Genomic DNA, 20,710 nt, shown 5'->3' on the forward strand with positions numbered 1-20,710 from the left:
CGCTATGGCGCGTCGTGGGGCACACGACCCGTGCGTCCCGCGCCGCCGGTCAGCCGCCGAACGCCGCCAGCCAGGTCCGGCCCTCGTCGGAGAGCCGGCCGTGCTCGTCGGCGACCCGCGCCCACCGGCGCGTCGCGCGCAGGAACGTCGCCGGGTTGTAGACGTCCTCCTCGCGCGACCACAGCCCGTCGCCGGCGTACGTGAGGATCGTGATGTTGCTGGCGCCGTGCCGCTGCCCGTCGCCGGGGTCGACCAGGTCGTTCCAGACCTCGCAGACGACCCGGTCGCGGTCCTCGTCGACGACGTGCCACTCCATCGGGAACCGCGGCATCTCGCTGCCCGGGAACGTCGTCATCGTCCGCACGATCCACTGCCGGATCTCCTCGCGGCCGGTGAAGTCGCCGTACGCGTGCTCCCGGTACGTCGCGTCCTCGGCGAACAGGTCCGCGAACCGGGCCCAGTCGCCCGACCCGGCGATCCGGTCGACCTCGTCCTGGTAGTGCTGGAACGCCTGCTCGAGCTCCGCGCGCGAGAACCTGCCCATGCACGGGACTGTAGTGGAACACGTTCTAGTTAGCGACGGTTCGGGGCGCCCCAAGTCGACATCGAGTGCGCTCCCAGTGGCCTCCAAGAGCCCCGTGGGAGCGTGTGCTGACCGGGACGACCCGGACCGATCACCCCCAGGAGAAATCACCATGGACCTCACCACTCTGCAGCCCGCCGTCATCGCCTTCTTCGTCGTCGCCGGCGTCGCGATCGCGATGGCCCTCGTCGCCCTCGCCGTGCTCGTCGCCGACGCGCGCCGCCCCGCCGGTCGCGTCGTCACCCTGTCGGCCGCGCACCCGGCCGCCGCCGGCCGTCGCGCCGCCTGAGCCGTCGTGCGGCCGTCAACCCGAGTGGTGGGCCGGGTGGCGGGCCGGCCGGCGCCCGGACAGGACCGTGGACATCACGTAGTCCTTCTCCGGCCCGGTCGCCCGCCACTCGACCGTCCACCGCTCGACCGGATCCTGGTCGAGCCGGATGAGCCCGGTGTAGAGGTCGGCGGCGCAGGGGTGCCGGACCCGCTCGCCGACCGCCCACGGGTGGAAGGGTCGGCCGTCCTCGAACTCCACGAACCACGCGTCGCCTGACAGGACCACGAACAGGGTGCGGAACACCGGCACCTCGTGCCCGGCCCAGGTCATCGTGCCCTCCTCGGCCCACCGCACCCGGCCCGGCGACTCCAGCTCCAGCGTGGCCGTGCCGTGCACGTCCCGCCGCTCGCCGGTCCGCCGGTCGTCGACCACCCGGCTGAGCTCCCAGGTGCCGAGCAGGGCCAGCGGTGTCATGCCCCGGACGGTACTGCCCACGCCAGGTGCCGCCCACCCCGTGTGCGAGGGTGCTCCCGTGCCCCGCCCCGCTCGCCCGTCGCGCCCGCCCATGCCCGTCCCGCCCGGTGCCCGGGAGGTCTTCACCGACGGCGCCTGCGCCGGCAACCCCGGCCCCGGTGGCTGGGCCTGGGCGCTCGACACCAGCGTCCACGCGTCCGGCCGCGAGGACGCCTCGACCAACCAGCGGATGGAGATCCGCGCCGCGCTCGAGGCGGTCCGCTCCCTCGACGGCCCGCTGCTCGTGGTCAGCGACTCCACGTACGTCGTGAACTGCTTCCGCGACCTGTGGTGGCGCGGCTGGCTGGACCGCGGCTGGGTGAACTCGGCCCGCAAGCCGGTCGCCAACCGCGATCTCTGGGAGCCGCTGATCTCGTTGTTCGTCGAGCGCGGGGACGTGGCGTTCACCTGGGTCAAGGGCCACTCCGGCCACGCCATGAACGACTTCGTGGACCGGCTCGCGGTCGCGGCCTCGAAGGGCCCGGCTCCAGAAAAGGGAGCCGCGACACTCGCGTGACCTGCGGGGCGGGAGATACCCCTGGGACTAGCGTGATCGGACCTGCCGAAGCGAGCTGAGGGGAAGCAGCGTGGTCCGACGGGTCCGTCCGGGGCGCCGCCACGACCGTGAGCGACCCCTGCGCAGGACCCACCGCTGGGCCGGGCCGCCGCCGCTGCTGCTGGTCGCGACGGTGGCCGCGCTGCTGGTGACGCCGTTCGTCGACGACGACCCCGCACCGCCGGCGCAGATCTCGACCGCGGCGGTCACCACCACGTCGCCGCGCTCCGTCGAGCCGCACACGGTCCGCCCGCAGCGGATCGCCGGCAGCCAGGGCGGCCAGGCGTCGCGCGGGGTCGCGCCCGTGCGCCTCAAGCCGGCGTACGTCGGGGTCGCCAGCTTCAACATGTTCCGCAAGCTCTCGGCCGCGCACGCCCGGCAGGACGCGCTGCGGCTCACCCGGCGCGCCGGCGTCGACGTGGTCGGCTGGCAGGAGGCGGACCGGTTCACCGGGGTCCTCCACCACCTGCCCGGCTGGCAGACCCGGACCTTCCCGTTCGGGAGGAAGAGCTCGGAGCTCGCCGTCTCGTGGCGCGCCTCGGAGTTCCAGCTCGTGTCGGCGCGGCAGCGCCAGGTGGCGCGCGGGGTCGGCTACCGCGAGGGCCGCTACCCGTTCGGCAACCGGATGGTCGCCACCGTCACGCTCCGCCACCGCGACACCGACCGGCTGCTCACGGTCGTGAACGCGCACCTGCCGCAGAAGATCGAGGACCTGTCCCGCCCCGGCCGCTGGACGCCGACGATCAACGCCTACCGCGCGCGCAACCAGCTGGACCGGATCGCCGGCATCTGGCGGACCGTGCCGGGCCGGTGGGTCGTCGGCACCGGGGACTTCAACTTCGACGCGCGCGCCGACGCGGCCCACCGCCCCGTGGGCGGCCCGCGGCGCGTGCTCGGGCCGACCGCGGTCTCGTCGTACATGGAGCTCGGGATGAAGGTGGCGCCGACGTTCCCCGAGAACGGGCGCAACATCGACTACGTGTGGGCGGACCGGAAGGCGTACGCCGACGGGCGGATGTCCTTCGTCGGGCAGTGGGTGGTCGGCGGGTTCAACAGCGACCACAACGCGCTGCTCGCCCGGCTCCGCCTGTCCTAGAGCGAGGGCCGGTCAGCTCCGCACCTGGTGCTGCGCCCACTGGACGAGCGGGGCGAGCAGCTCGACGGCGCGGTGCCCGTCGTCGGTGAGGGAGTACTCCACGTGCGGGGGTACGACGGGCAGCGCGTCACGGCGCACCAGACGGTCGGCCTCGAGGGTCTGCAGGGTCTGGATCAGCATCTTCTCGCTGACGCCGGCGATCTCGCGCTTGAGCTCGCTCCAACGCAGCGTGCGGTGGTCCAGCGCGAGCAGCACCAGCACGCCCCACTTGCTGGTCACGTGCTCGACCAGCGCGCGCGTGTCCGGGCAACCGGTGTCGATCTGGAGGTCGCGGACGTGGCTCATGCCGCCAGGGTACCCACCTCGAGGTGGGTACCCCACTTCAAAGTGGGTACCGCCGATCGGGAAGGTGTACCGGGGGCGATCGGTTCCTGCGGGTGTCCCGAACACCGAACGCACTGGAGGAAGTCATGTCGATCGTCGTCACCGGAGCCACCGGCCACCTGGGCCGCCTGGTCGTGGAGTCGCTGCTGGACCGCGGGGTCGACCCCGCCGAGGTCGTCGCCACCGGGCGGTCGGTGGAGCGGCTCGCGGACCTGGGGGAGCGGGGCGTTCGCGTGGAGCGGCTCGACTTCGACGACGTCCCGCAGGACGTGCCGTGGCTGGCCGCGGGCGACGTCGTGCTGCTCGTGTCGGGCAGCGAGGTCGGCCGGCGCGTCGACCAGCACGCCGCTGTCATCGGCCTCGCGCAGCGCGCCGGCGCGGCCCGGATCGTCTACACCAGTGCGCCCGCGGCCGACGACACCGCGCTGGTGCTCGCGCCCGAGCACGCCGCCACCGAGCGGGTGATCCGGGAGAGCGGCGTGCCGTTCACGTTCCTGCGCAACGGCTGGTACACCGAGAACTACCTGCCCACCTTCGAGCAGGCTGCCGCGACCGGCGTCGTGGCGGGCAGCGCGGGTGACGGGCGGATCGCCAGCGCGCCGCGCGCCGACTACGCCGAGGCGGCCGCCGTCGTGCTGGCCGAGCCGGGCCACGAGAACGCCGTCTACGAGCTGTCCGGCGACGTCGCCTGGTCCTTCGACGAGCTCGCCGAGGCCTTCGCGGCGGCCCTCGGCCGCGAGGTCGCCTACCAGCGGCTGACGTCGGAGCAGCACCGTGACGTGCTCCTGGGCGCGGGCCTCGACGAGGGCACGGCGGGGTTCGTGGTCGCGCTCGACCAGAACGCCGCCGAGGGGCTGCTCGCGGTCACCACCGGGGACCTGGCGCGGCTGGTCGGCCGGCCGACCGTGCCGATGCCGCAGACCGTCAGCTCCTGGTCCCGGTGACCACCTGACCGTCGATGTCGGGGGTCAGCCCGGCCGCCGCCATCAGCGCCGCGCTGACCGGGGCCTGGCGTTCGCTCGACTCGACGAGCACCCGCCCGCCGGGCGCCAGCCAGTCCCGCGCGCCGGCGATCACCCGCCGCTGCACGTCGAGCCCGTCGGTGCCGCCGTCCAGCGCCACCCGGTGCTCGTGGTCGCGGGCCTCGGGCGGCATCGTGGCGATCGCCCCGGTCGGCACGTACGGCGCGTTCGCGACCACCACCGCCACGCGCCCGCGCAGGTCGCGCGGCAGGGCGTCGTAGAGGTCGCCGTGGTGCACCCGCGGCAGGTTGCGGCGGGCGCACGCCACGGCGGCCGGGTCGACGTCGGCGGCGTGCACCTCGACGCCCGGGACGGCGGCCGCCACCGCGGCGCCCAGGGCGCCCGTCCCGCAGCACAGGTCGACGACGACGTCCCCGGCCCGCAGGCCGCGCGCGGCGCGGCGGACCAGGGCCGCGGACCGCTGCCGCGGGACGAAGACGCCCGGCTCGACCGCGATCCGCAGGCCGCAGAACTCCGCGAACCCGACCACCTGCTCGAGCGGCTCCCCGGCCACGCGGCGGGCCACCATCGCGTCGAGTGCCGCCCGGTCCGGCGCCTCGCGGAGCAGCAGCGCGGCCTCCTCCTCGGCGAAGACGCACCCCGCGGCGCGGAGGGTGGCCGCCAGGGCGTCGGGATCCATGGCCGATGATGCTCCCATGCCCAGCGTGTCCACCCAGGTCACCTACATCGTGGTCGGGTACGCCGTCCTCGTCGCGATCCTCGCGCTCGTCGTGGCGGTGCGCCGCCGGGAGCGGCCCCGGTGGCTCGACCAGATGGTGTAGATGCTCGAGCTGCTCCTCGTGGTCCGCGCGCTGGCCGGCCTCGGCCCGCTGGTCGGCGACGACCACCCGGCCTCGACGTCCACCTACGTGGGCTACCTGTTCGCGTCGATCTGCGTGCTGCCGATCGCGATGAAGTCGATCGAGGGCGACCGCGCCGTCTGGTCGTCCGCGGTCGTCGCCGTCGCGGCGGCCGCGATCGGCGTGATCGCCGTACGGCTGGAGATGACGGCATGACCGCACGCTCGGGGCCGCACAAGGTCCTGCTCGCCTTCTACGCGCTGTTCACCCTGGCCGCCGGCGCCCGCGCGCTCGTGCAGCTGACCACGCAGTACGACGAAGCGCCGGTCGCGTACTGGCTCTCGCTCGCGGCCGCGGTGACCTACGCGCTCGGGTGGTACGCGATCCGGGAGGCGTCGGCCGGCCGGACCGGCTTCGCCAGCGTGATGCTGTGGGTCGAGCTCGCGGGCGTGCTGACTGTCGGCACGCTCTCGATCGCCGAGCCCGGCTGGTTCCCCGACGCGTCGGTGTGGTCCGACTACGGGATCGGCTACGGGTTCGTCCCGGCCGTCCTCCCGATCGCCGGCCTGTTGTGGCTGCGCCGGCAGCGGGCTGTCCCGAAAGAAGAACGTGTTCTAGATTCCGAGGTGTGACCTCCGATCCCTTCGCCCCCGCCGCCCTGGGGCCGGTCCGGCTCCGCAACCGCACCGTCAAGGCGGCCACCTTCGAGGGCCGCACGCCCGAGGGGCAGGTCACCGACGAGCTGATCGAGTACCACGCCGTGGTGGGCCGCGGCGGGGTCGGGCTGACCACGGTCGCCTACCTGGCGGTCGCCCCCGAGGGGCGCACCCACCGCGAGCAGATCGTCGTCGGGGAGCACTCGCTCGCCGGCCTGCGGCGGCTCACCGACGCCGTCCACGGGACCGGTGCCGCGATCGCTGGCCAGGTCGGCCACGCCGGTCCGGTCGCCAACGGCCGCTCCAACGGGGTCAAGGCGATCGGCGCGTCGCGCATGCCCTCGCCCCTGTCGATGCAGATGATCCGGTCCGCCACCGAGGCGGACCTGACCCGCGTCACGAGGGCGTACGTCGCCGCCGCGCGGCTGCTCGTCCGCGCCGGGTTCGACGTCCTCGAGCTGCACATGGCGCACAGCTACCTGATCTCGTCGTTCCTCGCGCCCGGCCTCAACCGCCGCAAGGACTCGTGGGGCGGCTCGCTGGAGAACCGCGCGCGGCTCGGACGGCAGGTCGCGCGCGCCGTCCGCGACGAGGTCGGCTCGGAGGTGGCGGTCACCGCGAAGGTGTCGCTGTCGGACGGGTTCAAGGGCGGCGTCACGACCGACGAGGGGCTGGCCTACGCCCAGCTGCTGGAGGCCGACGGCTGTCTCGACGCGCTGCAGCTCAGCGGCGGCTCGTCGCTGATGAACCCCATGTACCTGTTCCGCGGCGGGACGCCGGTCGCGGAGTTCGCGCGCAGCATGCCGCTCGTCGTGCGGGCCGGGATGAGGACGCCGGTGGGGAGGAGCTTCCTCAAGGCCTACCCGTTCGAGGAGGCGTACTTCCGCGAGAAGGCGCTGCGCTTCCGGTCCTCGCTGTCGATGCCGCTGATGCTGCTGGGCGGGATCAACCGCCGCGACACGATGGAGCAGGCGATGGCCGACGGCTTCGAGTTCGTCGCGATGGGCCGCGCGCTGCTCCGCGAGCCGGACCTGGTCGACCGGCTCGCCGCCGGCCGCGCCGACGCGGGCGTCTGCATCCACTGCAACCGCTGCATGCCGACCATCTACTCCGGCACCCGCTGCCCGGTGGTCGCCGAGGCCGCGGGGTCCGGCTGTTGACAGCCGAAACCCGCACGACACGCCGAGCCGCGCCGGCGTGTCGTGCGGGTTCTGGCTGCCAACAGCCGGAACCGGCACTTCCCAGCCAACTAGAACATGTTCTAGATTGCCGGGCATGGCTGAACCACTGACCCGACCGCTGAGAGTCGTCGTCTGGTCCACGGGGACCGTCGGGCGGCACGCGATCGCCGGCGTCGACGCGCACCCGGACCTCGAGCTGGTCGGGGTGTGGGTCTCCAGTCCCGCCAAGGAGGGCCGGGACGCCGGGGAGCTCGCCGATCTGGGCCGCGAGCTCGGCGTCCTGGCGACCACCGACGAGCAGGCGCTCCTGGACATGAAGCCCGACGCCATCGTGCACACGGCGATGACCGACGACCGGGTGTTCGAGGCGATCGAGGACCTCGTCGACTTCCTCGAGGCCGGCGTCAACGTCACCTCGTCCGGCCCGGTGCTGCTCCAGTGGCCCGAGAAGATCCTGCCGCCGGAGCTGATGGAGCGGATCACCAAGGCGGGCGAGCGCACCGGGGCCAGCCTGCACGTCAACGGCATCGACCCGGGCTTCGCGAACGACGTGCTGCCGCTGACCCTGACCAGCCTGAGCCGGCGCATCGACGAGGTGCGGGTCATGGAGATCTGCGACTACTCGACCTACTACCAGCCCGTCGTCATGAACGACCTGTTCGGCTTCGGCAAGCCGATGGACCAGCCCGGCTTCCTCTTCGCGCCCGGCATCCTCTCGATCGCCTGGGGCAGCGTGGTCCGGCAGCTCGCCGCCGGGCTCGGCATCACCCTCGACGAGCCGCTGACCGAGGAGGTCGACCGCCGGCCCGCCGAGGTGGACACCCCGAGCGTCTCCGGTGACGTGCCGGCCGGGACCATGGGCGCGGTCCGGTTCCAGGTGATCGGCAAGGTGGACGGCGTCCCGCGCGTCGTGCTCGACCACATCACCCGCACCGCTCCGGACCAGGTTCCCGAGTGGCCGACGCCGCCCGAGGGCGACGGCTGCTACCGCGTGGTGATCAAGGGGGAGCCGTTCATGCAGTGCGACTTCGTCCACCACGGCGAGCACGGCGACCACAACGTGAGCGGGATGATCGTCACCGCCCAGCGGCTCGTGAACGCCGTCCCCGCCGTCGTCGCGTCGCCGGGCGGCCTCGTCACCGCCCTCGACCTCCCGCTCGTCACCGGGAAGGGCCTGGTGGCTTCGGCATGACGATCCTCGACCGCTTCGCGATCACCGACCAGGTCGCGATCGTGACCGGCGCCGGCCGCGGCCTGGGCGCCGCCACCGCCGTCGCGCTCGCCGAGGCCGGCGCCGACGTCCTCATCTCCGCGCGCACCGAGCGGCAGCTGGAGCGGGTCGCCGAGCAGGTCCGCGCGACCGGCCGCCGCTGCCTCGTGGTGCCCGCAGACCTCAGCGACCTGGACGCCGTCGCCGGCCTGGCGCAGGCGGCGTACGACGAGTTCGGCCGGCTCGACACGGTCGTCAACAACGTCGGCGGCACGTTCCCCACCGAGTTCCTCAAGACCAGCAACGAGTTCCTCAACGAGGCCTTCAGCTTCAACGTGACCACGGCGCACGCCCTGACCCGCGCCGCCGTGCCGCTGATGCTGAAGGACTCGGACAAGCAGAAGAGCGTCGTCACGATCAGCTCGATGATGGGGCGCACGGCGGACCGCGGCTTCATCGCCTACGGCACCGCCAAGGCCGCGCTCGCGCACTGGACGAGGATGGCCGCGCAGGACCTCGCGCCGCGGATCCGCGTCAACGGGATCTACGTCGGGTCGATCATGACCAGCGCGCTGGAGTACGTCGCCGGCCAGCCCGAGCTGATGAGCCAGCTCGAGACCAAGACGCCCCTGGGCCGCGTCGGCGAGCCCGAGGACATCGCCGCCGGCGTCCTCTACCTCGCCTCACCGGCGGGGCAGTACGTCACCGGCAAGCTCCTCGAGATCGACGGCGGCATCCAGCAGCCCACCCTGGACCTCGGGTTCCCCGACGTGGCCCCGTAGGGTCCACGCGTGACCAGCCCGAGCACCCCCACGGCGTACGCCGTCTCCCCGGACTCCGGCGAGCACTGGAGCAAGGAGGGCGCCTGGCGGGTCGCCGACGGGATCCACCGGATCCCGTTGCCGCTGCCGATGGACGGCCTGCGGGCCGTCAACGTCTACGCGATCGAGACCGACGAGGGCCTCACGCTCATCGACGGCGGCTGGTCGATCGAGGTCGCCCGCGACCTGCTGGAGCGCTGCCTGCGCGACATCGGCTACGGCTTCGGCGACATCCGGCGGTTCCTGGTCACGCACATCCACCGCGACCACTTCACGCTCGCGACCGTGCTCGGCCACGAGTACGGCGCCGAGGTCGTGCTCGGGCTCGGCGAGAAGCCCGCCCTCGACCTGCTCAACGGCGAGGTCGAGCTGGACCGCAACCCGTTCCTCGAGGTGCTCCGCACCGCGGGGGCGCACGAGATCGCCGACCTCTGGGCGGCCGGAGCGACCGAGCTGCCGGACCCGGCGTGGTGGCAGTACCCCGACGCCTGGCTGTCCGGCGACCGGCAGCTCGCCGTCGGCGCCCGGACCCTCGACGCCGTCCACACGCCCGGCCACACCCCCGGACACTTCGTGTACGCCGAGCAGGCCGCGGGCCTGCTGTTCGCCGGTGACCACGTGCTGCCGACGATCACCCCGTCGATCGGGTTCACGGTCCCGCCGGCGGCCGACCCGCTCGGCGACTTCATGGCCTCGCTGGCCAAGGTCCGCGCGCTGCCGGACCTGCAGGTCCTCCCTGCCCACGGCCCGGTGGCGCCGTCGTCCCATGCGCGCGTCGACGAGCTGCTGGTCCACCACGAGCACCGGCTCGAGCTCAGCCTCGCCGCCCTCGCCGACGGGGCCAGGACCGGCCACGAGGTCGCGCACCGGCTGCCCTGGACCCGCCACGAGCACGAGTACGGCGAGCTCGACCTGTTCGCGCAGGGCATGGCGTCGATGGAGACCAAGGCGCACCTCGACCTCCTGGTTGCGCAGGGCCGCGCGACCGCGACCGACACCGCGGACGGGATCGCTTACGCGGCGGTCGTCAGCGACTGAGCGCCTCTGGCACGGCTTAGTCGCTTTCCATTGCTCGCAAGGCTCGGTCTCGGATGTCCGTGCCAGGCTGATTTGCTTCGCCGAGGTCGTCCTGTGAGGTTGTGAGCGTCACCACGAGTCCTTCTTGGCGTCGGGCGCGACGGAAAAGTTCTCGGGCGTTTAGATCACACCGGGACGGGTCTCCGTCTTCGTCCCAGCAGCCATCGATGACGGCGATGGGTACGAAGCGTCCGCCAAGGCTGTCAGCGAGGTCATTTCGCCCAGCCCACCAGCGGTCCATCACACGCTCAGCAGCAACGGCCTTCGGTACCTCGACCGACACCACGTGTAGCGCGTCGTAGCCCGCTTCGGTCAACTCCCGGAGATGCACATCGATCATGTCGGGCCACGACAATGTCCCCTCGACAACTACATTCTCTCCCTTGCGCATGCACCGGCGCCTGATCTCGCGGGCAAGCCGCGTGGACTCCTCGTGGACGAGGCCCGAGAGCTCTCTCGGCATGATCGGTAGTCCGTCAGACAGTCGCTTTTGCAGCAGGGGTTCGTAGAGGCCGTCCTTGATTGCACGGTCGAGCAGCAGGTCCTTGATGACATCTGGGTCGATCCGGCGGTACGACGTCGGGTTGTCTCCGGCTTCCAGGATTGCAGTGGTGGTCGTGGACTTCCCTGAGCCGGGTGGTCCGGCTGTCACGATGGCAATGCGACCGTCTGTGGTGATCCCTTCCTGAAGACTAGTGAACTCCTCGATGAGTTCCTCCCAGGTTCGAAGTCGCGCAACGGTGTCTCCATACGTGACCCAGGTGCTGCGGGGCGACTCGGAGTGCAACTCATGTCCAGGCGCCGAGAGTTCCTCGAGTTCCGCCGCGACGCGAGCGCGAACTGCATCACTCATTGCGCTGCCCGCACTTGGTCCTCCGTTTGCCCGGTTTCTGAAACCGCATGGCGACCCTCGGAGTCCCGTCGCTGGGATGACTTCGCGCGCAGCTCTTCGTACTCCTCTTCGGTCAGCAGCCCGTCCAGATATGCATCACGGACCTCGTCCCAGCTGTCGGGCTTATAACCGTCATCGAGTTCTCCTGGACCACCGGCGCCCTCGGCAACTCCGCCTAGGCGGCCGACAAGCATGCCCCGCGAGATGATCCCTGCGTTGTATTCGAGGATCAGTTCGCGCGGCGTTGTCGCAAACCAATCGCGGCTGACCGTGCGAGCACGGCGAAGCATCCGGTGTACTTCAGTCTGCGAAACGCCGAGAAGGCGAGCGATCTCTCGCTGTGCCATGCCGTCTTCTGTAGCGAGTAAGGCGGATCGGGTTTGCTCCAGCTCCGTCAGCTCCGACCACGCCCTGGCTGCGCGCAGGCGGGTGCGGGGATCCACCTGCATCTGCTCGGTGACGTCATGATCGGAGGTCACGCTGTCACACACGTGATCAAAGACTGCTCCGCACAGGTAGTCCCTGCTTTGACGCGACCCGGTGACGCTGTCTGCGATTGTCAGGAGCCAGCGAGCGGTCAACGGCACCTCGCCAGGTCGGCTCCAGCGAGCCTCGGAGACCTTGTGGCTCAGAAGGAGCGTGAGTGGAGCCAGCCGCTCATCGTGGCTGAACGCGGAGCAGTGGGATAGCCAGGCCTTGAGCTTGGTGGCTTCGGCCGGGTCCAGCGATTGTGCGTTTCGTTCAATGTGAGTGCTCATGTCCTTCTCCTCTGGAGAAAGGGTAGACCGTGATTCATTTTGAATCAAGACACTGCCCGACACCCTCGACTGAGTCGCATCGGGGTGTGCGGGATCCCGTCCTCGAGGAACTCCGGCCCGTCGACCTGGAACCCGAATGTCGCGTACCAGTCCACCAGCGGGGTCTGGGCATCGAGGACGACGTCGCGGCCCTGGGCGAGCCCGAGCGACGCCTGCATCAGCGGGTCCGCCAGTCCCTTCCCGCGGGCAGGCGGGGTCAGGAGGACGCGCCCGATCCGCCAGACGTCACCGTCGTCGAGCACCCGGGCGTAGCCGACGATCACGTCGTCGAGCAGCGCCGTCACGTGCTGGGTCCCCGGCTCGAGATCCCGGCCGTCGAGGTCCGGGTAGGGGCACTCCTGCTCGACGACGAAGACGGCCTGCCGGACCTGGCAGATCGCGTACAGGGTCTCGGCGTCCAGGCCCGCGAACGGCATCCCGACGATCTTCAGCTCAGGAATGTCAGTGTCCGGCGCCATGCGTCTCTCGCTTCCGGGATCAGGGGGAGCAACGGGTACACGTGCAGCAGCCCCGGCCGCTCGACGTACGTGAGGTCCCAGCCGGCCTCGGCGGCCCGCCGGGCGAGCAGCCGGCAGCCGGGGACGAGCGTGTCGCGGGTGCCGCAGAACATCAGGGCCGGCGGCAGCCCGGTCAGGTCGGCGAGCGCCGGGGAGACCTCGGGCCGGCCGAGGTCCGCGGCCGAGCCCGCCCACCAGGCGGCGTACGCCTCCAGCTTGCCGAGGAACAGCCACGGGTCGGACGCCGAGAACGCCGCGGTCTCCGGGGTGCTCGTCGTCAGGTCGACCCAGGGGGAGTGCAGGAGCAGCCGCCCCGGCTGTGGGCCGCCGCGGTCGCGCAGGGTGAGCGCGAGCGCCAGCGCGTAGCCGCCGCCGGCCGAGTCGCCGGCGAGCACCAGCTCCTCGGAGTCGGCCGCCCACCGCTCGGTCAGGTCGGCCAGCTGGTCGTGCGAGTCGCGCCAGGTGTGCGCCGGCGCGAGCGGGTAGTCCGGGAGCACGACCCGCGCACCGAGCGCGGTCGCCAGCCGGGCCAGGTAGCGCACGTGGAACGGGTCGATGCCCGCCACGTAGCCGCCGCCGTGGAGGTAGACGACCGTGCGCCGGGGGTCGGTGCCGCGCGGCGTCACGACGTACGACGGGAACTCGCCGGCGGCCCCCTTGAGCACCTCCGTGACCACGGAGAACCGCTTCCCGAAGCGGGGCACCATCCGGACCGGCAGCCCGCCCGTCGCCCGCTCCTGCCCCGCCAGCAGCCGGCCGCGCTCGACCTCGACGCTCTCGAGCTCGCTGCTCCCGCGGAGCCGGGGCACCGCCCACGCGAGCAGCTGGTGCCGACGGCTGGGGTCCATGGAGGGAGTGTCACAGATCGGCGGGGAGCGGTGTCTGGTGGTCGTCGACCGAGAACGAGGAGTCACCATGCCCAGCACCTTCCGCATCCCGAAGGCGCCGATCACCGGCCTGTACGGCCGGTTCCTGTCGGCGTACGCCCGCCGCACCTACGGCCAGGTCCCGGACGGCGCCTACGTCTACTTCCACCACAAGCCCCTCCTCAAGGCGGTGCTCTCCTTCGAGGGCAAGGTCGCGAGGTGGCGCGAGCTCGACCCGACGCTGAAGTCCTACGCGCAGCTCGCGAGCGCCGGCGTGATCGGCTGCAGCTGGTGCCTCGACTTCGGCTACTTCCTGGCCCACCACGACGGCCTCGACCTGGCGAAGGTCCGGGAGGTGCCGCGGTGGCGCGAGTCCGACGTGTTCACGCCGCTGGAGCGCGAGGTGCTCGCGTACGCCGAGGCGATGTCCACCACCCCGATGACCGTCACCGACGAGATGACCGCCAGCCTGCTCGCCCGGCTGGGCGCCCCGGCGGTCGTCGAGCTCACCGAGATGGTCGCGATCGAGAACATGCGGTCGCGGTTCAACTCCGCCGCCGGCCCGCAGAGCCAGGGATACTCGGATGTGTGCGAGCTGCCGCTCGCCGTACCGTCGGATGCCGTGAGGCCCGCATGAGCGCCACCGCCACGGACGTGTTCGTCGAGCACCGGAACCTGCTGTTCACGGTCGCCTACGAGATGCTCGGGTCCGCCGCGGACGCCGAGGACGTGCTGCAGGAGACGTGGCTGCGGTGGGCCGACGTGGACCGGTCCGAGGTGCGCGACGAGCGCGCCTACCTGGTCCGCATCGCCACGCGGCTGGCCCTCAACCGGATGCGCAGCAACGTCCGCCGGCGCGAGTCGTACGTCGGGCCGTGGCTGCCCGAGCCGCTGCTCACCACCCCCGACGTCGCCGAGGACGTCGAGCTCGCCGACAGCGTCTCGCTGGCGATGCTCACGGTCCTGGAGACGCTCGGGCCGACCGAGCGCGCGGTGTTCGTGCTGCGCGAGGTCTTCGACTTCGGGTACGACGAGATCGCCGCCGCCGTCGACAAGACACCCGCCGCGGTGCGCCAGATCGCGCACCGGGCGCGGGCGCACGTCGAGGAGCGCCGGCCGCGGGGCGAGCCGACCCCGAGCGAACGGGAGCGCGCGCTGCAGGGCTTCCTCCTCGCCGTCGCCACGGGCGACATCCAGAGCCTGATGGACGTGCTGGCCCCGGACGTCGTCCTCATCACCGACGGCGGCGGTGTGAAGAAGGCCGCGCTCCGGCCGATCCTCGGCCGCGACAAGGTGGTCCGCTTCCTCGACGCCGTCGCCACCGGGATCGACGCGGTCGCCGACGTCGTGGTCGTCAACGGCGCACCCGCGCTGCGGGTGGTCGTCGACGGCGAGCTCGACACGATCGCCTCGATGGTCGTCGAGGACGGGCTGGTGACCGGGCTCTACGTCGTCCGCAACCCGCAGAAGCTGGCCCGCCTGGACGCCGTCGTCACGCTGACCAGGTGAGGGTGGCGCTCCGCGCCGGGTCTCGACACACCGGTCGCGACCTCGTTCCTCGGTCGCGCGTCTCGCTCGACCACCGTCAGCGGATCCGCTGACGCGTCTCCGCTAGTCTCGACCCCACAAGACAGGGGAGCACGCCTCGCAACGTGCTGAGAGTGCGGAACGGCCGCAGACCCTACGAACCTGCTCCGGTTAGCACCGGCGAAGGGAGTCGGAGTTGAGACGCATCTGGGCGGTGGCGCCTGCCCTGCTGGTGTCCGGGAGCCTGGCCCTGGCGGGCTGCTCGACGATCGGGGAGGACGGCGGCGGAAGCGACGGCGCGTCGTCGCCCGACCGCGTCGTGCTCGTCACGCACGACTCGTTCTCGCTGCCGAAGCCGCTGCAGCGGAAGTTCGAGGAGCAGTCCGGCTACGACCTGGTGGTCCGCGGGTCCGGCGACGCGGGCATCCTCACCAACAAGCTGGTGCTCACCAAGGACGACCCGCTCGGCGACGTCGCCTTCGGGGTGGACAACACGTTCGCGTCCCGGGCCCTCGACGCGGGCGTGTTCGCGCCGTACGACGCGTCGCTGCCCGCGGGCGCCGACCAGTACCGGCTCGCCGGCGACGACGACCACGAGCTGACGCCGATCGACAACGCGAGCGTGTGCGTCAACGTGGACGACACCTGGTTCGCCAGCCACGACCTCGCGCCGCCGAAGACCCTCGACGACCTGGCCGACCCCCGGTACCGGGACCTGTTCGTCACCCCCGGCGCCGCCACCAGCTCGCCGGGCATGGCGTTCCTGCTCACCACCGTCGCGGCGTACGGCGAGGACGGGTGGCAGGACTACTGGTCGCGGCTGATGGCGAACGGGACCCGGCTCGTCGACGGGTGGTCGCAGGCCTACGAGGTCGACTTCACCCAGGGCGGCGGCAAGGGCGACCGGCCGATCGTGCTGTCCTACGACTCCTCGCCGGCGTTCACCGTCGCCGACGGGACGTCGACGACCAGCGCGCTGCTCGACACCTGCTTCCGCCAGGTCGAGTACGCCGGCGTGCTGGCCGGCGCCGCGAACCCGCAGGGCGCCGAGGCGCTGGTCGACTTCCTGCTCACGCCCGAGGTGCAGGCCGCGCTGCCCGACAGCATGTACGTGTTCCCGGTCGACGCGTCGGTGCCGCTGCCGAAGGAGTGGGCGAGCTTCGCGAAGCAGCCGACCGACCCGTACGCCGTCGACCCCGCCGACATCAGCGCGCACCGCGACGAGTGGCTGCGCGAGTGGAGCGACGTCACCTCCCGATGAGGCTCCGGGGATGAGGAGAGCCCTCGCGCTGGCCGCGCTGGCCGCCGTACCCCTCGCGGTGCTCGGCGTCTTCTTCGTGCTGCCGGTGCTGGGGATGGTCTCGGAGGGCTTCTGGACCGACGGCAGGTTCGACCCCGCCGCGGTGCTCGAGGTGCTCGGCCGGCCGCGCGTGCACCGGGTCGTCTGGTTCACGGTCTGGTCGGCGTCGGCGGGCACGGCGCTCTCGCTGCTGCTCGGCGTGCCGGCCGCGCACCTGCTGCACCGCCGCCGGTTCCCGGGACGGCGGGTGCTGCGGGCCGTGCTGCTGGTGCCGTTCGTGCTGCCGACCGTGGTGGTCGGCGTCGCGTTCCGGGAGCTGATCGGCGAGGCCGGGCCGCTGGGGTTCCTCGGCCTCGATGGCTCCGCGGCGGCGATCGTCGCGGGCCTGGTGTTCTTCAACGTGGCCGTCGTGATCCGCGCGGTCGGCGCCGCGTGGGAGTCGCTCGACCCGCGGCCGGCCGAGGCCGCGGCGGCCCTGGGCGCGAGCCCGGCCCACGTGTTCCGGACGGTCACGCTGCCCATGCTCCGCCCGGCGATCATGTCGGCGGCCAGCGTGGTGTTCCTGTTCTGCGCGACCGCGTTCGGGGTCGTGCTCACCCTCGGCGGGCTGCGGTACTCGTCGGTCGAGACCGAGATCTACCTGCTCACCACGAACCTCCTGGACCTCCAGGCCGCGGCCGCGCTGTCGATCGTGCAGCTGGTCGCGATCACGTCCCTGCTGGTCGTGACCAGCCGGCTGCGCGCCGTACCCGACCCGACCCTGGCGCGCTCGACGGCGCGGCCGCCGCGGGTCTCGCGTGCGGACTGGCCCGGGCTGCTCGCGACCGGGCTCGTGGTCGTGCTCGTCGGCCTGCCGGTCGCGGCCCTGGTCGCCGGGTCCCTCCAGGTGGGCGACGGCTACGGGCTGGCCAACTACCGTGCGCTCGACACCGTGGGGTCGCGGAGCGCGCTGCTGGTGCCGGTCACCGACGCGCTGGTGACCTCGCTGCGGACCGCCGTCGACGCGACCTGGATGTCGCTGTCGCTCGGCCTGCTGGTCGCCGTCGTCGTCACCCGGCGGTCGCGGTCCCGGACCGAGCGGCGGGCCCGGGGCCTGCTGGACGGCCTCTTCATGCTCCCGTTGGGGGTGTCGGCGGTGACCCTCGGCTTCGGCTTCCTGATCACCCTCGACCGACCCCCGGTCGACTTCCGCGACTCGCTGCTGCTGGTGCCGATCGCCCAGGCCCTGGTGGCGCTCCCGCTGGTGGTCCGCACCCTGGCGCCCGTCCTCGGCGGCGTCGACGACCGCCAGCGCCAGGCGGCCGCGTCCCTCGGCGCCGGGCCGCTGCGCGCCTTCCTGACCGTGGACCTGCCCGCGATGTGGAAGCCGCTGCTCGCCGCGGCCGGGTTCGCGTTCGCGGTGTCGCTGGGGGAGTTTGGGGCGACGTCGTTCCTCGCCCGCGAGGACCATCCGACGCTCCCGATCGTGATCTACCACCTGATCGGCCACCCGGGTGCGATGAACTACGGCATGGCCCTCGCCGCGTCCGTCGTCCTCGCCGGCACGACCGCGCTGGTGATGCTGCTCGTCGAGCGGCTCCGGGTGCCCTCGGTGGGATCGTTCTGATGCTCACCCTCGCCCACCTCACCGTGGAGTACGACGGCGCGCCCGCGGTCGTCGACGCCTCGCTCGCCCTCGAGGACGGCCACGTGCTCGCGGTGCTCGGCCCGAGCGGCTCCGGCAAGTCCACGTTGCTCCGCGCCGTCGCCGGGCTGGAGCCGGCCGCGGCCGGGTCGATCTCCTGGGACGGCCACGACCTGGCCGGGGTCCCGACCCACAGGCGCGGATTCGCGCTGATGTTCCAGGACGGGCAGCTGTTCGGGCACCTCACGGTTGCGCGCAACGTCGGCTACGCACTGCGGCTGCGGCGTACGCCGAACGCGGCCGCGCGGGTGCGCGAGCTGCTCGCGCTGGTGGGCCTCGAGGGCTACGAGGACCGGCTGCCCGCGACGCTGTCCGGCGGCGAGCGGCAGCGGGTCGCGCTCGCGCGGTCGCTGGCGGTGCAGCCCCGACTGCTGCTGCTCGACGAGCCGCTCTCGGCCCTCGACGCGGGCCTGCGCGAACGGCTGGCGACCGACCTGCGCGACATCCTGCGCGCGGCCGGCACGACCGCGCTGATGGTCACCCACGACCAGGACGAGGCGTTCACGGTCGCCGACCGGCTCGCGGTGATGCGGGACGGCCGGATCGTCCAGCAGGGCGACATCGCCGAGGTCTGGCGGGCGCCCGCGGACCCGGAGACCGCGCTGTTCCTCGGGTACGCGCGGGTCCTGTCCGGCCCGCGCGCCGGCGCGCTGCTGCGGGCCGCCGGGCTGCGCGAGGCGCCCGCGGTCGCCGTACGCCGCTCGGCGCTGGTGGTGGCGGACCGGGGACCGCTGTCGGGAACGGTCGTGTCCGGCCGGGTGACGCCCGAGCTGATCCGGCTGGTGGTCGACGTCGACGGCATCGGCGAGCTCGACGCGGTGGCGCGGCTGGACACGCACCCCGGCGCCGGCGACCGGGTCGCCCTGGTGGTCGACGCCTCCCGCCTGGCCGTGACACCGGCCGGTCACTGACGGCCCGCGGTCAATACACTGACCGGCGTGTACCGCCGCGCCTACACCCTCCTCGTCGGGAACGCCATCGTCATGGGCGTCCTGGCGGTCATCGTGGCGGTCGTCTACGACAAGCGCCTGCTCGACCCGGAGGGCAGCTTCCTCGGGCCGTCGTGGGCGCGGCTGCCGATCCTGCTCGGCGCGGCGCTGGCGCTGGACCTGGTGCCGCGGGCGCTGTGGAAGTCGAGGCTGAACCCGAAGCTGATGCCGCAGGTCGTCAAGGAGCGCTGGCGGCAGCACTGGAACCGGGAGCGGCTCACTCTCGTCGCGCTCGGCGTCATCTGCTTCTACGTCGTCTACGTCAGCTACCGGAACCTCAAGTCGTTCCTGCCGTCGGTCGTCACCACGAAGTACGACCGCGAGCTGCACATGCTCGACCGCGCACTGCTGTTCGGGCACGACCCGGCGATCCTGCTGCACCGCCTGCTGGGCGAGGGCTTCATGGCCTGGCCGCTGTCGTTCGTCTACCTGTGGTTCCTGCCGCTCGTGCCGATCGCGGTCACCTGCTGGCTGGTCTGGTCGCGCAACCTGTCCTACGGCTACTGGTTCGTAACCTCTCAGTGCCTGGCCTGGTCGCTCGGCACCGCGTCGTACTACGCGCTGCCGACGCTCGGCCCGGGCCTGAAGTACGTCTGGCTCTACGAGGACCTGCCGCCCACCCCGGCCAGCCAGCTGATGGAGTCGCTGGCCTACGGCCGCAACTACGTCTACTGGGGTGTCAACCAGGACGCGGTCCAGTCGGTCGCCGGCTTCGCGAGCCTGCACGTGGCGATCACCCTGCTGGTCGCCCTGATGGTGCAGTACACCGTCCGCGCCCGCTGGCTGAAAATCGTTTTCTGGGTCAACTGCGCCATCACCGCGGTCGCCACCCTCTACTTCGGCTGGCACTACATCGCCGACGACATCGCCGGCGTGATGATCGCTTTCGTCTCGTTCTACGTCGGCGGTCTGGCCAGCGGCCAGAAGTTCGACAAGCACGGCCTGCACTCGCACCCGACGACCACCACGTCCGCGGTCCCCGTCGACCGCTGAGAAATCTCGGATAGTCCCTGACGAAAATGTCCTCGGAGGGGCGCGGCGAGAGCATTTTCGTCAGGGACTATCGTCGTTCGCGCGAAGTGACACGCATGTAGTTCGTCAAGCCGACACGCCGGGCGCGGCAGAAATAGTTGGGGAAGTTGTTCCCATTGTGACGAAAGTTGTCTAGCGTGCTCCGAGTGCCGCATGGGGCGGTGCTCGAATCACGAGGGGGATGACACGGTGCGTGCGAGCGGGGCGGCAGCGGCCCTGGCCCTGGTGCTCGTCACGGGCGGTGTCATGACCGGCGCGGCGGTCGCGGACGACCACGGGGCCCCCACCCGGCAGGACGTCCGCGACGCCCGCTCGGCCGTCCGCGACACCGCCGGCTCCGTCGCCGAGGTGCGCGCCCGGCTCGTGGTCGCCAACCAGGAGCTCGAGCGCTCCGCCGTCGCCGCGGCCCAGGCGGCCGAGGCCTTCAACGGTGCGCGGTGGCGGGCCGCCGAGGCCCGCAAGACCGCCCGCGAGGCCCGGCGCCACTCCCGGATCGCCGCGGCCGACGTACGCCGCCAGCAGCAGTCGTACGGCGACGCGCTGGTGTCGTCCTACGAGATGTCGCCGACGCTCACCGCGCTCGCCGGCATCGTCAGCGCCGACGGCATCGACACCGTCGTCGAGCGGACCACCGCGCTGCAGAACGCCACGAGCGCGATGGACGACACCTACGACCGCTACCGCGCCTCCGCCACGCTCGCCGACGTCGCCGAGCAGCAGGCCGAGGACGCCGAGGACGCCGCGGTCGCGGCGCAGCAGCAGGCCCGCGAGGCCAAGAAGCGGGCTCAGGCGGCCGAGGACGCCGCCGCCGCCCAGGCGCAGTCGATCGCGGCCGAGAAGTCGGCGCTGATCGAGCGGCTCGCCGAGCTCCAGCACGTGAGCGTCCGGCTCGCCCAGCGCCGCCAGTCGGCCCTCGAGGAGCAGGCGGCCGCGGC

General features: G+C 72.2%; 26 protein-coding genes and 1 riboswitch. Of the genes, 18 read left to right on the forward strand and 8 right to left on the reverse strand.

Annotation, left to right across the window (positions count from 1 at the left end; genetic code table 11):
• Window positions 1–49: 49 nt before the first annotated feature.
• The gene (locus ABD086_RS06840; RefSeq protein WP_343906733.1) at window positions 50–544 is read right to left on the reverse strand and encodes a nuclear transport factor 2 family protein; all 495 of its coding nucleotides are present in this window, start codon (window positions 542–544) and stop codon (window positions 50–52) included.
• Window positions 545–695: 151 nt separating this feature from the next.
• Between ABD086_RS06840 and ABD086_RS06845 the strand changes: the two genes are divergently transcribed.
• Window positions 696–872 carry a hypothetical protein gene (locus ABD086_RS06845; protein ID WP_343906734.1) on the forward strand — a complete coding sequence of 59 codons (177 nt, stop codon included), beginning with the start codon at window positions 696–698 and terminating at the stop codon, window positions 870–872.
• 15 nt (window positions 873–887) lie between these two features.
• Here the strand turns inward: ABD086_RS06845 and ABD086_RS06850 are convergent, their stop codons facing one another.
• Window positions 888–1,328, reverse strand: a complete 441-nt coding sequence (locus ABD086_RS06850) for a DUF6314 family protein (protein ID WP_343906735.1) — start codon at window positions 1,326–1,328, stop codon at window positions 888–890.
• 58 nt (window positions 1,329–1,386) lie between these two features.
• Here ABD086_RS06850 and ABD086_RS06855 point away from each other — a divergent pair, with 58 nt between their 5' ends.
• Both ABD086_RS06855 and ABD086_RS06860 read left to right on the forward strand, forming a co-directional pair.
• Window positions 1,387–1,884 (forward strand): ribonuclease H family protein, encoded by a 498-nt coding sequence (locus tag ABD086_RS06855; RefSeq protein WP_343906736.1) that lies wholly within the window; start codon window positions 1,387–1,389, stop codon window positions 1,882–1,884.
• A 70-nt stretch (window positions 1,885–1,954) separates the two neighbouring features.
• The gene (locus tag ABD086_RS06860; protein ID WP_343906737.1) at window positions 1,955–3,019 is read left to right on the forward strand and encodes an exonuclease/endonuclease/phosphatase family protein; all 1,065 of its coding nucleotides are present in this window, start codon (window positions 1,955–1,957) and stop codon (window positions 3,017–3,019) included.
• Window positions 3,020–3,031: 12 nt separating this feature from the next.
• Here the strand turns inward: ABD086_RS06860 and ABD086_RS06865 are convergent, their stop codons facing one another.
• Window positions 3,032–3,364, reverse strand: coding sequence for a winged helix-turn-helix transcriptional regulator (locus ABD086_RS06865; RefSeq protein WP_343906738.1), 333 nt, complete (start codon window positions 3,362–3,364; stop codon window positions 3,032–3,034).
• 125 nt (window positions 3,365–3,489) lie between these two features.
• On the opposite strand from ABD086_RS06865, the gene ABD086_RS06870 reads away from it, so the two are divergent.
• Window positions 3,490–4,347 (forward strand): NmrA family NAD(P)-binding protein, encoded by an 858-nt coding sequence (locus tag ABD086_RS06870; RefSeq protein ID WP_343906739.1) that lies wholly within the window; start codon window positions 3,490–3,492, stop codon window positions 4,345–4,347.
• Here the strand turns inward: ABD086_RS06870 and ABD086_RS06875 are convergent.
• Window positions 4,328–5,065: a putative protein N(5)-glutamine methyltransferase gene (locus ABD086_RS06875; protein ID WP_343906740.1), complete on the reverse strand. Its 738-nt coding sequence runs from the start codon at window positions 5,063–5,065 to the stop codon at window positions 4,328–4,330. The genes ABD086_RS06870 and ABD086_RS06875 overlap by 20 nt on opposite strands.
• Before the next feature lie 16 nt (window positions 5,066–5,081).
• Between ABD086_RS06875 and ABD086_RS06880 the strand changes: the two genes are divergently transcribed.
• The 7 genes from ABD086_RS06880 to ABD086_RS06910 all read left to right on the forward strand — a co-directional run bounded on the left by ABD086_RS06880 (window position 5,082) and on the right by ABD086_RS06910 (window position 10,131).
• Entirely contained in the window at window positions 5,082–5,207 is a 126-nt protein-coding gene (locus ABD086_RS06880; RefSeq protein WP_343906741.1) for a hypothetical protein, read from the forward strand.
• A complete protein-coding gene (locus ABD086_RS06885; RefSeq protein WP_343906742.1) occupies window positions 5,208–5,441 on the forward strand; it encodes a hypothetical protein in 234 nt (77 codons plus the stop codon).
• Window positions 5,438–5,857, forward strand: coding sequence for a hypothetical protein (locus ABD086_RS06890; protein WP_343906743.1), 420 nt, complete (start codon window positions 5,438–5,440; stop codon window positions 5,855–5,857). The genes ABD086_RS06885 and ABD086_RS06890 overlap by 4 nt, the downstream gene beginning before the upstream one ends.
• Window positions 5,854–7,041: an oxidoreductase gene (locus ABD086_RS06895; RefSeq protein WP_343906744.1), complete on the forward strand. Its 1,188-nt coding sequence runs from the start codon at window positions 5,854–5,856 to the stop codon at window positions 7,039–7,041. Before ABD086_RS06890 ends, ABD086_RS06895 begins: the two co-directional genes overlap by 4 nt.
• A gap of 115 nt (window positions 7,042–7,156) precedes the next feature.
• Window positions 7,157–8,254, forward strand: coding sequence for an NAD(P)H-dependent amine dehydrogenase family protein (locus tag ABD086_RS06900; protein WP_343906745.1), 1,098 nt, complete (start codon window positions 7,157–7,159; stop codon window positions 8,252–8,254).
• Window positions 8,251–9,054 carry an SDR family oxidoreductase gene (locus ABD086_RS06905; protein ID WP_343906746.1) on the forward strand — a complete coding sequence of 268 codons (804 nt, stop codon included), beginning with the start codon at window positions 8,251–8,253 and terminating at the stop codon, window positions 9,052–9,054. Before ABD086_RS06900 ends, ABD086_RS06905 begins: the two co-directional genes overlap by 4 nt.
• A gap of 9 nt (window positions 9,055–9,063) precedes the next feature.
• Window positions 9,064–10,131, forward strand: a complete 1,068-nt coding sequence (locus ABD086_RS06910; RefSeq protein WP_343906747.1) for an MBL fold metallo-hydrolase — start codon at window positions 9,064–9,066, stop codon at window positions 10,129–10,131.
• 16 nt (window positions 10,132–10,147) lie between these two features.
• Here the strand turns inward: ABD086_RS06910 and ABD086_RS06915 are convergent, their stop codons facing one another.
• The 4 genes from ABD086_RS06915 to ABD086_RS06930 are packed head-to-tail and all read right to left on the reverse strand — an operon-like array spanning window position 10,148 to window position 13,225.
• On the reverse strand, window positions 10,148–11,023 hold the full coding sequence (locus tag ABD086_RS06915; protein ID WP_343906748.1) for a zeta toxin family protein: 876 nt from the start codon (window positions 11,021–11,023) through the stop codon (window positions 10,148–10,150).
• Window positions 11,020–11,820 carry a sigma factor-like helix-turn-helix DNA-binding protein gene (locus ABD086_RS06920; protein ID WP_343906749.1) on the reverse strand — a complete coding sequence of 267 codons (801 nt, stop codon included), beginning with the start codon at window positions 11,818–11,820 and terminating at the stop codon, window positions 11,020–11,022. The genes ABD086_RS06915 and ABD086_RS06920 overlap by 4 nt, the downstream gene beginning before the upstream one ends.
• 44 nt (window positions 11,821–11,864) lie before the next feature.
• Window positions 11,865–12,338 (reverse strand): GNAT family N-acetyltransferase, encoded by a 474-nt coding sequence (locus tag ABD086_RS06925; RefSeq protein WP_343906750.1) that lies wholly within the window; start codon window positions 12,336–12,338, stop codon window positions 11,865–11,867.
• The gene (locus ABD086_RS06930; protein WP_343906751.1) at window positions 12,308–13,225 is read right to left on the reverse strand and encodes an alpha/beta hydrolase; all 918 of its coding nucleotides are present in this window, start codon (window positions 13,223–13,225) and stop codon (window positions 12,308–12,310) included. The genes ABD086_RS06925 and ABD086_RS06930 overlap by 31 nt, the downstream gene beginning before the upstream one ends.
• A 67-nt stretch (window positions 13,226–13,292) precedes the next feature.
• On the opposite strand from ABD086_RS06930, the gene ABD086_RS06935 reads away from it, so the two are divergent.
• From ABD086_RS06935 to ABD086_RS06965, 7 genes are all read left to right on the forward strand, one after another.
• Entirely contained in the window at window positions 13,293–13,880 is a 588-nt protein-coding gene (locus ABD086_RS06935) for a carboxymuconolactone decarboxylase family protein (protein ID WP_343906752.1), read from the forward strand.
• The gene (locus tag ABD086_RS06940; protein ID WP_343906753.1) at window positions 13,877–14,752 is read left to right on the forward strand and encodes an RNA polymerase sigma-70 factor; all 876 of its coding nucleotides are present in this window, start codon (window positions 13,877–13,879) and stop codon (window positions 14,750–14,752) included. Before ABD086_RS06935 ends, ABD086_RS06940 begins: the two co-directional genes overlap by 4 nt.
• 113 nt (window positions 14,753–14,865) lie before the next feature.
• A riboswitch (TPP riboswitch) is annotated at window positions 14,866–14,976 on the forward strand.
• Window positions 14,967–16,031, forward strand: a complete 1,065-nt coding sequence (locus tag ABD086_RS06945) for a thiamine ABC transporter substrate-binding protein (protein ID WP_343906754.1) — start codon at window positions 14,967–14,969, stop codon at window positions 16,029–16,031. (Overlaps the previous riboswitch by 10 nt.)
• Before the next feature lie 10 nt (window positions 16,032–16,041).
• A complete protein-coding gene (locus ABD086_RS06950; protein WP_343906755.1) occupies window positions 16,042–17,676 on the forward strand; it encodes an ABC transporter permease in 1,635 nt (544 codons plus the stop codon).
• Window positions 17,676–18,665, forward strand: coding sequence for an ABC transporter ATP-binding protein (locus tag ABD086_RS06955; protein WP_343906756.1), 990 nt, complete (start codon window positions 17,676–17,678; stop codon window positions 18,663–18,665). The genes ABD086_RS06950 and ABD086_RS06955 overlap by 1 nt, the downstream gene beginning before the upstream one ends.
• A gap of 27 nt (window positions 18,666–18,692) precedes the next feature.
• Window positions 18,693–19,736, forward strand: coding sequence for a phosphatase PAP2 family protein (locus ABD086_RS06960; protein WP_343906757.1), 1,044 nt, complete (start codon window positions 18,693–18,695; stop codon window positions 19,734–19,736).
• 228 nt (window positions 19,737–19,964) lie between these two features.
• Window positions 19,965–20,710 (forward strand): hypothetical protein (locus tag ABD086_RS06965; RefSeq protein ID WP_343906758.1); only part of this gene is annotated, 746 nt, incomplete at its 3' end.

The sequence above is a fragment of the Nocardioides aquiterrae genome, assembly GCF_039526625.1.
GTDB lineage: Bacteria > Actinomycetota > Actinomycetes > Propionibacteriales > Nocardioidaceae > Nocardioides > Nocardioides aquiterrae.